Annotated in this window: 9 protein-coding genes; 5 read left to right on the top strand and 4 right to left on the bottom strand. The window is 72.7% G+C overall.

Annotated elements, in window-relative coordinates:
- Together ABD207_RS21055 and ABD207_RS21050 are read left to right on the top strand one after the other, a co-directional pair.
- On the top strand, nucleotides 1-1,180 hold a 1,180-nt coding region (locus ABD207_RS21055; RefSeq protein ID WP_344014640.1), incomplete at its 5' end, for an outer membrane protein assembly factor BamB family protein.
- Nucleotides 1,181-1,380: 200 nt separating this feature from the next.
- Complete coding sequence (locus ABD207_RS21050; RefSeq protein WP_344014639.1) at nucleotides 1,381-1,959, top strand: hypothetical protein; 579 nt, start codon at nucleotides 1,381-1,383, stop codon at nucleotides 1,957-1,959.
- A gap of 50 nt (nucleotides 1,960-2,009) precedes the next feature.
- On the opposite strand, the gene ABD207_RS21045 is transcribed toward ABD207_RS21050, so the two are convergent.
- The 3 genes from ABD207_RS21045 to ABD207_RS21035 form a co-directional block, all read right to left on the bottom strand.
- Nucleotides 2,010-2,807: an enoyl-CoA hydratase/isomerase family protein gene (locus ABD207_RS21045; RefSeq protein WP_344014638.1), complete on the bottom strand. Its 798-nt coding sequence runs from the start codon at nucleotides 2,805-2,807 to the stop codon at nucleotides 2,010-2,012.
- Nucleotides 2,804-3,220, bottom strand: coding sequence for a Zn-ribbon domain-containing OB-fold protein (locus tag ABD207_RS21040; protein WP_344014644.1), 417 nt, complete (start codon nucleotides 3,218-3,220; stop codon nucleotides 2,804-2,806). Before ABD207_RS21040 ends, ABD207_RS21045 begins: the two co-directional genes overlap by 4 nt.
- A 68-nt stretch (nucleotides 3,221-3,288) precedes the next feature.
- Nucleotides 3,289-4,437, bottom strand: coding sequence for a lipid-transfer protein (locus ABD207_RS21035; RefSeq protein WP_344014637.1), 1,149 nt, complete (start codon nucleotides 4,435-4,437; stop codon nucleotides 3,289-3,291).
- A 121-nt stretch (nucleotides 4,438-4,558) separates the two neighbouring features.
- On the opposite strand from ABD207_RS21035, the gene ABD207_RS21030 reads away from it, so the two are divergent.
- Genes ABD207_RS21030 through ABD207_RS21020 form a run of 3 tightly spaced genes read left to right on the top strand, consistent with a single transcriptional unit; the run spans nucleotide 4,559 to nucleotide 6,943 of the window.
- A complete protein-coding gene (locus ABD207_RS21030) occupies nucleotides 4,559-6,178 on the top strand; it encodes a FadD3 family acyl-CoA ligase (RefSeq protein ID WP_344014643.1) in 1,620 nt (539 codons plus the stop codon).
- Nucleotides 6,179-6,230: 52 nt separating this feature from the next.
- Nucleotides 6,231-6,608 carry a type II toxin-antitoxin system RelE/ParE family toxin gene (locus tag ABD207_RS21025; RefSeq protein ID WP_344014636.1) on the top strand — a complete coding sequence of 126 codons (378 nt, stop codon included), beginning with the start codon at nucleotides 6,231-6,233 and terminating at the stop codon, nucleotides 6,606-6,608.
- Complete coding sequence (locus tag ABD207_RS21020) at nucleotides 6,605-6,943, top strand: XRE family transcriptional regulator (RefSeq protein ID WP_344014635.1); 339 nt, start codon at nucleotides 6,605-6,607, stop codon at nucleotides 6,941-6,943. Before ABD207_RS21025 ends, ABD207_RS21020 begins: the two co-directional genes overlap by 4 nt.
- Before the next feature lie 90 nt (nucleotides 6,944-7,033).
- Here the strand turns inward: ABD207_RS21020 and ABD207_RS21015 are convergent, their stop codons facing one another.
- Complete coding sequence (locus ABD207_RS21015) at nucleotides 7,034-7,216, bottom strand: hypothetical protein (protein ID WP_344014634.1); 183 nt, start codon at nucleotides 7,214-7,216, stop codon at nucleotides 7,034-7,036.
- Nucleotides 7,217-7,244 lie beyond the last annotated feature (28 nt).

Genomic DNA, 7,244 nt, shown 5'->3' with positions numbered 1-7,244 from the left:
GGCCGGCGGTGCCCCGCCCGCGGCGGCCACGGCGCCGCCCGAGCAGCCCAGCGGCTGGCGGCCGTGGCGGTTCCGCATGTCCAACGACCTGTGGGGCACCCCCGCCGTCGACGGCGACCTGGTCTACGTCACCTCCTTCGAGGTGCACGCCCTCGACGTGGCCACCGGCCGGCGCCGCTTCAAGACCCGCGACGTCGCCTGGTCCATGACCGTCGCCGACGGCCGCATCCATGCCTCCGACGGGCCCACCCTGTACGCCCTCGACGCCCGTGAGGGCAGCGACCTGTGGCGGCTGTCCACCGACGCCTGGGTGTACTCGCTCAGGGCCGAGCGCGGCACCGTCGTCACCGGCACCCGCGGCGGCGGCGCCCAGGGCTGGGAGGCGTCCAACGGGCAGAAGCTGTGGGAGATCACCGGCTGCCAGACCGACTTCGAGTCCCCCGAGGCCGGACCGGCCCTGCACGACGGCACCGTCTACCTCTGGCAGGACGCCCGGCTGCGCGCCATCGACGCCCGCACCGGCGACGAGCGCTGGTCCTACCCCATCGGGGACGCGGCCTCCTGCGGCGGCGTGCCCGTGCGGCTGACCCAGGCACCGGACGGCTACGTCTACGTCTCCGCCGGCACCCGGGTCATCGCACTGGACGTCGCCGGGGGCCATGTCCGCTGGCACTTCGAGGCGCCCGCGGTCTTCCTGTGCCCGCCGGCGTTCGTTCCCGGCCCCGCGGTGACCGGCGGCGGCGTCTACCTCGCCGACTACCTCGGCACGGTCTACGCCCTCGACGCCACCGACGGCCGCGACCGCTGGCGCATCGCCACCGAGGCGCGCTCCTCCATCGAGCCCGTCCTGGTCGCCGCGGGCCATGTGCACGTCGGCAGCGGCAAGGCCGTGTACACCCTGGACGCGGTCACCGGCACGCCCAAGTGGCGTTTCCAGGCGGGCGGCGAGATCGTCGGCGCCCCCGCGGTCGCCGAGGGCCGCATCCACTTCGGCTCGACGGACCACCTGCTCTACACCCTCAAGGCCGACGACGGCCGCCTGCGCTGGAAGCTCGCCACCGGCGGCGAGATCACCGGCTCCCCGGTGGTCCGCGACGGCGTCGTCTACGCCTGCAGCAAGGACCGGTGCGTCTACGCACTGGACGCGGAGAAGGGCACGGGGACGGCGCGCACCAGCTGAGCGCGCGCGTCCCGCGGCGTACGGGACGGCCGCTGCGCCGGTGTCCCCAGGGGCGCCGGACGGCGGCCGCCGGTGGCCATGGGGCCCTGGCCCCGGGGGGAGCGGCCTCAGCCCCTGCACCTGGCCGCCGTTGCTCCGCGTATCCGACGGTGGCGGGACGGTGACATGCTCGTGACATGTCCCTCGCTAGGCTCATGGCCATGAAGCCTCGGGGGAACACACTCAAGCTCACCGCCGTGTCCGCGCTCGTCGTCCTCACCCTCACCGGGTTCTCCACCGGCCGCCACGGCGGCAGCCACGGCCACGGCGGCGGGGGCGGCGGCTGCAGCAGCTCCTCGCAGAACCACGACTCCTCCACCTCGGGAGGCGGTTCGCACCGGGACGACGACTACGACTCCGACTCCGACTACGACTCCGATTACGACTACGACGGCGACACCGGCTACGACGACAGCTACGACGACACCGACACCTCCGGCGGCTCCGGAGCGGACTCGGGCAGCTCGTCCGGGCTCGAGGAGGGCACGGTCAAGCTGGTGCGCTGCGCCACCAAGGCCTCCCCGTACGCCACCGTCGAGGTCACCAACCCCAACGCCGCCAACGCCACCTTCTCGGTCACCATCGCCTTCCGGGACGGCAAGGGCAACCTGGTCTCGACCAGTACCCGGACCGTGGAGGTGCCCGGCGCCGACTCCGCCACCGCGCAGGTGGCCGTGAGCGGGAGCGCCGCCAAGGTGGCCCGCTGCGACGTCGAGCCGAAGGCACCGGCCCTGCGCTGACCCGCACTGCATCCCGGCGCCCCCCAGGGGCGTACGCGAAGTCCCGCCTGCTACCGCGTCCTGAACGCACCCCGCTCCCGCCCGGCGAACAGCTCCGCCTGCCGTTCGCCGGGCAGATTGCCGAGCGCCACCAGATGCGGGGCGAGGGCGAACGCGTGGTCACGGGCGGTCTGGTGGGCCGCCCACAGGGCCCGCACGGTCCCCTGCACCGCCTCGGTCGGATACCCGGCGACGACCGCCGCCAGCTCCACGGCGGCGGCCACCGCCCCGCCGTCCTCGGTCACCTGCGACACCAGCCCGATCTGGTGCGCCCGCCGCGCCGACATCCGCTCCGCCGTGCCCGTCAGCACCATCCGCGCGACCTCCCCGTAGGGCATCCGCTGCGCCATCAGCGCGGCCTCGTAGGCGCTGACCATGCCGTAGGCGGTGTGCGGGTCGAAGAACGCGGCGGAGGCCCCGGCGATCACGAACTCGGCCTCCCCGAGCAGATAGAAGGCCCCGCCGCAGGCCATCCCCTCCACGGCGGCGATGACCGGCTTCCACAGGTCGTTCGCCTTGGGCCCGACGGTGAGCAGCGGATCGTCCTGGGAGTAGGGCGAGGCGGGCTGCGGGACGCGGGTGTCCCGGTCGATGCCGGTGCAGAAGGCACGGGTGCCGGAGCCGGTGAGGACGACGGCCCGCACCGAGTCGTCGCCGCGCAGCGAGCGCCACACGGCGGCGAGTTCCTCAGCCAGCCCGAGGTCGATGGCGTTGAGCCGCTCCGGCCGGTCCAGGGTCACCACGGCGACACCGGGCGCCGCCTCCCGCTCGACCCGGAGCGGACGCTGCTCCTGGGATGCCCGGCTCATGCCCGCGGCTCCGGCACCCACTGGGGCATCCCCTCGTGGAAGGCGACCCGCACCCGGGCGCCGATGCGGATGCGCTCGGGCGGCAGGGAGTTGAGTGCGGCGCCGGGCCGGAAGACGAGATTTCCCGCCAGCCGGATCCGGGGCGCGTCGTCGAGCTCGACGAGCACCACGTTGTACGGCGCCAGCTCCGCGTAGCCGGGCAGCAGCGGCGGGTGCGGTACGACGTAGGACCAGATGCGCCCCCGTCCCGACATCGGCCGCCACTGGCTCACGAAGGACCGGCAGTGCGGGCAGCAGGGGCGGGGCGGGAAGCGCAACTCGCCGCAGTCGGCGCAGGCCTGGACGCGGAGTTCGCCCTTTCTGGCGTACTCCCAGAAGGGCGCGCCGTCGGTGTCGGTGACGGGTTGGAGCAGATCGGGCATGCGGGCTCCTGAGGTCATGGACTGCGTAGTGAGTCATGGACTGCGTAGTGAGTCGTGGACTACGTGGTGAGCAGCAGGGCGGAGGTGGGAACGCCCTCGCCCCCGGTGACCAGGCAGGTGGAGGCTCCCGGCACCTGTGCGGTGCTGGTCCCGCGGAGCTGTTTCACGCCCTCGGTGATCAGGTTGAAGCCGTGGACGTAGGCCTCGCTGAGTCCGCCCCCGGCGGTGTTGAGCGGCAGCCGGCCGCCGGTCTCAAGCGCCCCGCCCTCGGTGAAGGCACCGCCCTCGCCGCGCCCGCAGAAGCCGTAGCCCTCCAGGGAGAGCAGCACCAGCGGGGTGAACGCGTCGTAGATCTGGGCGACATCGACGTCCTGCGGCGTGAAGTCGGCGTTCTTCCACAGCTGGCGGGCGGCGGTCCAGGCGGGCCCGGTGAGCGGGTCGTCGGTCCAGTAGTTGACCATCCCGTGGTGCTGGGCGGGGAGCCCCTGGGCGGCGGCGTGGACGTACACGGGCCGCTGCCGGCAGTCCCGGGCGCGTTCGGCGGAGACGATCACGCAGGCCAGTGCGCCGTCCGTCTCCAGGCAGTTGTCGTAGAGGCACAGGGGCTCGCTGATCCAGCGGGAGGTCATGTACATCTCGCGCGTCAGCGGGCGGTCGTACATGATCGCGGCCGGGTTCTGGTTGGCGCGGTTGCGGCAGGCGAGGGCGACGTTGAAGAGGTGGTCGCGGGTGGCGCCGTACTCGTGCAGATAGCGCCGGGCGAGGAGGCCGATCTCGTCCACCGGGCGCAGCAGCCCGAAGGGCCGGGTCCACTGGGCGGGCGTGGGCAGCTGCACGTCCGTCCTGCTCCAGGGACGGGGCCCGCTGCCCCGCTTCCTCGACCGCCAGGCGACGCCCACGGAGGCCTGCCCGGTGGCGATGGCGGCGGCGAGCAGGGCGACGGTGGCGCAGGAGCCGCCCCCGCCGTACGGGACGCGGGCGAAGAAGGTGAGATCCCCGAAGCCGACCGCCTTGGCCAGCTCCACCTCGTCGGTGTCCTCCATGGTGTACGAGGCCACCGCGTCGACCTCGCCGGGTGCGATCCCCGCGTCGTCGAGCGCGGCGAGCACGGCACGGCAGGCGAGGGTGCGCTCGTCCTCGGTCAGGTGCCGGGCGAAGGGGGTCTGCCCTGTGCCGACCAGGACGGTGGCGTTCTTGAGTCCGGGCATCCGCGGGGGCTCCCTCCGGCGACTCGTAGCTGACGATCCGTCAGATTACAGCTAATCTGACGGGCAGTCAGCAGACTTGAGCGGCACGAGGGAGGCGAACGCGGTGGACGACGTGGACCCGATGGACGACGGCCTGGCGGCTGCCGGCCCCCTGCGCACCATCCCGGAGGCCGTCCGCGCTGCCGCGTCGCGCTACCCGGACACGGAGGCGGTCGTGGACGGCCGCACCCGGGTCACCTTCGCGGAGCTGGCCGCCCGGGTGGACCGCTCGGCCGCGGCCTGCCTGGCGAACGGCGTCCGGGCCGGCGACCGGGTGGCCATCTGGGCGCCCAACACCCTGGACTGGATCGTCGCGGCCCTCGGCGCGGTCTCGGCGGGCGCGGTCCTCGTCCCGCTCAACACCCGCTTCAAGGGCGCCGAGGCGGCGGACGTGCTGCGCCGGAGCGGGGCACGCCTGCTGTTCGTGACGGGCACCTTCCTCGGCACGTCCTACGTCGCCGCCCTGCGGCGCGCGCTCGCGGAGCCGGACGGCGGCGGCCTGCCGTCCCTGACCCGGGTGGTGGTCCTGGCGGACGACGCCCCCGCCGGCTTCCTCACCTGGAAGGACTTCCTCGCGACCGGCGAGGCCGTGGGGGAGCGGGAGCTCAGGGCACGGGCGGCCCAGCTCGATGGCCACTCGCCCTCCGACCTGATGTACACCTCCGGCACCACCGGCCGCCCCAAGGGCGCCGTCAGCACCCACGGCCAGAGCCTGCGGGCCTTCACCGTCTGGGCCGGCCTGGCCGGCCTGCGGCACGGCGACCGCTACCTGATCGTGAACCCCTTCTTCCACACCTTCGGCTACAAGGCGGGCGTGCTGGCCTGCCTGCTGCAGGGCGCCACGATGATCCCCCAGCCGGTCTTCGACCCGACCGCGACCCTGGCGCACCTGGCGGCGGAACGGGTGACCGTCCTCCCCGGCCCGCCCGCCCTCCTGGAGTCCCTCCTCGGCCACCCCGAGCGGACCTCCTACGACCTGACCTCCCTCCGCCTCACCGTGACCGGCGCGGCGGTGATCCCGGACGGCCTGGTGCAGCGCCTGCGCCGGGACCTGGGCGTGGAGACGGTCCTGACGGCCTACGGCCTCTCCGAGGCGACCGGCATCGTCACCATGTGCCGCCGCGACGACCCCGACGAGGTGATCGCCGGCACCTCGGGCCGCGCGATCCCCGGCACCCACGTCCGCATCGTCTCCCCCGGCGGCGACCCCGTGGGCACCGGTGTGAAGGGCGAGATCCAGGTCCGCGGCTTCAACGTCATGCGCGGCTACTACGGCGACGACCAGGCCACGCGGGAGGCCCTCACCCCCGACGGCTGGCTCCGCACCGGCGACGTGGGCGCCCTCGACCCGTCCGGCAACCTGCGCATCACCGACCGCCTGAAGGACATGTACATCGTCGGCGGCTTCAACGCCTACCCCGCCGAAATAGAGCGCCTTCTCTGCCACCACCCGGACGTCACCGAAGCAGCCGTCATCGGCGTCCCCGACCCCCGCCTCGGCGAGGTCGGCCACGCCTACGTGGTCCGCCGCCCCGGCGCACCCCTGACACCGGACGCCCTCATCACCTGGTCCCGCCGCCACATGGCCAACTACAAGGTCCCGAGAAGGGTCACCTTCGTCCCCGAACTCCCGGGAAACGCCAGCGGGAAAGTCCTGAAGCACCAGCTCCGGGAGCGGGGCGGAGGGAACCCTTTGGGGTGACAGGCCGGGAACATCGCCTTCGCGGGTTAATGCTTGCATTAACTTCCGGGCCATGGCTCAATGGGAAGTGATTCTCGTCGCCGAGGTGGCGGCGTGGTTCGGGGATCTGGTGACGACTGATCCCGACAGTGCGGATCAGGTGGAGGATGCCATCGATGCGCTGGCGGAGCTTGGTCCGACTCTCGGCCGCCCGCTGGTGGACCGGATCAAGGGGTCGGAACAGCATCATCTCAAGGAGCTGAGACCCGGATCGTGCGGCGGCAGCGAGATCCGCATCCTGTTCGCGTTCGACCCGGCGCGGCGAGCCGTCCTGCTGGTGGCCGGCGACAAGGCGGGAAGCTGGAACGGGTGGTACGGCATCACCATCCCGATCGCCGAGAAGCGCTGTCGCCGGCACGTCGCCGAGTTGGACACGAGGGAGTACTCATGAGCAGCGTCAGCTGGGACGAGGTCAAGCGCCGGGCCGACGAGCAGCGGAGGGCGGCACGGCTGCCGGTGCGGACGGCGGAGGAGAGGCAGGCTGCGAAGGAGCGGCTGCTCGCCGAGGTCCGTGCCTACAGGCTGGCGGAGATCAGGCGCGAGCAGGATCTCACTCAGCGTGACATCGCGGACGAGATGGGCGTGTCCACCCCTCGGATCTCGGCGATCGAACACGGAGAGATCGACCGCACGGAGGTCGCGACGCTGCGGTCCTACATCCGTGCGCTGGGCGGCGAACTCCGGGTGATCGCCGACTTCGGGGATACGCAGTACACGGTGGCCTGACCGCACGTATGAGCCGTCTGCCGGACACACGTCGACCGCGGCGGCTCCCCCTCCGCGCCGCCGCGGTCGGTCCCCCCGTGTGGTGTGCGTCTACTTCGCCGGCTTGAAGGGCTCCGACGTCGCGTGGATGTCCTTGGTCTCCAGGGGCTCGTCGGTGGCGTGGATGTCGCCCTGCGTCGTGGCCTCCCCGTCGCCCTTCTTGGCGTCGGCCTTGGCCGGCTCCGACGTGGCGTGGATGTCGCCCTGCGGCTTGTCGGTCTGCTCGTCGCTCATGATGTGCTCCGCTCGAAGTGATCTGGGA

It is taken from the genome of Streptomyces thermospinosisporus, from assembly GCF_039526425.1.
Classification (GTDB): Bacteria; Actinomycetota; Actinomycetes; order Streptomycetales; family Streptomycetaceae; genus Streptomyces; species Streptomyces thermocarboxydovorans.
This window is presented reverse-complemented; position numbering and strand designations above follow the sequence as displayed.

Bases quoted from the DNA above. Each gene is read 5' to 3' on its own strand.
- ABD207_RS21030 (WP_344014643.1), top strand. From the start codon at position 4,559: ATGGACGACGGCCTGGCGGCTGCCGGCCCCCTGCGCACCATCCCGGAG.
- ABD207_RS21035 (WP_344014637.1), bottom strand. From the start codon at position 4,437: ATGCCCGGACTCAAGAACGCCACCGTCCTGGTCGGCACAGGGCAGACC.
- ABD207_RS21050 (WP_344014639.1), top strand. From the start codon at position 1,381: ATGAAGCCTCGGGGGAACACACTCAAGCTCACCGCCGTGTCCGCGCTC.
- ABD207_RS21025 (WP_344014636.1), top strand. From the start codon at position 6,231: ATGGCTCAATGGGAAGTGATTCTCGTCGCCGAGGTGGCGGCGTGGTTC.
- ABD207_RS21020 (WP_344014635.1), top strand. From the start codon at position 6,605: ATGAGCAGCGTCAGCTGGGACGAGGTCAAGCGCCGGGCCGACGAGCAG.
- ABD207_RS21045 (WP_344014638.1), bottom strand. From the start codon at position 2,807: ATGAGCCGGGCATCCCAGGAGCAGCGTCCGCTCCGGGTCGAGCGGGAG.
- ABD207_RS21015 (WP_344014634.1), bottom strand. From the start codon at position 7,216: ATGAGCGACGAGCAGACCGACAAGCCGCAGGGCGACATCCACGCCACG.